The sequence below is a fragment of the Streptomyces sp. NRRL WC-3618 genome (genome assembly GCF_001280005.1).
GTDB lineage: Bacteria > Actinomycetota > Actinomycetes > Streptomycetales > Streptomycetaceae > Streptomyces.
This window is the reverse complement of sequence record NZ_LGDW01000254.1, coordinates 1-962: the sequence shown is the minus strand read 5'-3', so window position 1 is coordinate 962 and position 962 is coordinate 1. Positions and strand designations below refer to the sequence as shown.

The following is a 962-nucleotide window of genomic DNA, read 5'->3' as shown; positions in this document are numbered from 1 at the left end:
GGCGGGTCCGTCGACTGGCACAAGATGGGTGAGGGCTGGTCGTGGGTGCAGCGCGACGCGCAGCTCGACAACGAGGAGAAGGCCCGGGAGGGCTGGGAGCAGGTCAAGCGGGACCTCGCCGCCGAGACGTACAAGCTGTACGTGCTCGACGAGTTCGCCTATCCCATGCACTGGGGGTGGGTCGATGTCGATGAGGTCGTGGCTGTGCTGCGGGATCGGCCCGGGACCCAGCATGTGGTGATCACCGGGCGCAACGCCCCTGAAAAGCTGGTCGAGTTCGCGGATCTCGTTACCGACATGTCCAAGGTCAAGCATCCGATGGACGCCGGGCAGAAGGGGCAGAGGGGCATCGAGTGGTGACATCGGTGCCCCGGCTGGTCATTGCCGCGCCCTCCTCGGGCAGCGGCAAGACCACCGTCGCCACGGGGTTGATGGCCGCGTTCGCCGCGCGGGGGCTTGCCGTGTCTCCGCACAAGGTCGGGCCCGACTACATCGACCCCGGGTATCACGCGCTCGCCACCGGGCGGGTGGGGCGGAATCTCGACGCGTACATGTGCGGGCCCGAGTTGGTGGGGCCGTTGTTCGCGCACGGTGCGCGTGGGTGTGACCTCGCCGTGGTCGAGGGCGTGATGGGGTTGTACGACGGGGCTGCGGGCGAGGGTGAGCTCGCGTCGACGGCTCAGGTGGCGAAGTTGCTGCGGGCGCCTGTGGTGCTGGTGGTGGACGCGTCCTCGCAGTCCCGGTCCGTGGCGGCTCTCGTGCACGGGTTCGTGTCGTGGGATCCGGAGGTGCGGGTCGGGGGCGTGATCCTGAACAAGGTCGCGTCGGATCGGCATGAGGGGATGTTGCGGGAGGCGTTGGAGTCGGTGGGGGTGCCTGTGTTGGGGGTGCTTCGGCGGGTTCCGCAGGTGGATGTGCCTGGTCGGCATCTGGGGTTGGTGCCGGTCGGGGAGCGGCGGGGG

The 962-nt window shown here is 69.1% G+C and carries 2 protein-coding genes; both read left to right on the top strand.

Annotated features, from left to right (window positions below):
• A partial coding sequence (locus tag ADL01_RS21975) for a cob(I)yrinic acid a,c-diamide adenosyltransferase (RefSeq protein ID WP_199834886.1) occupies positions 1-360 on the top strand: 360 nt, incomplete at its 5' end.
• On the top strand, positions 354-962 hold a 609-nt coding region (locus tag ADL01_RS21970; RefSeq protein ID WP_078960685.1), incomplete at its 3' end, for a cobyrinate a,c-diamide synthase. The genes ADL01_RS21975 and ADL01_RS21970, both read left to right, overlap by 7 nt.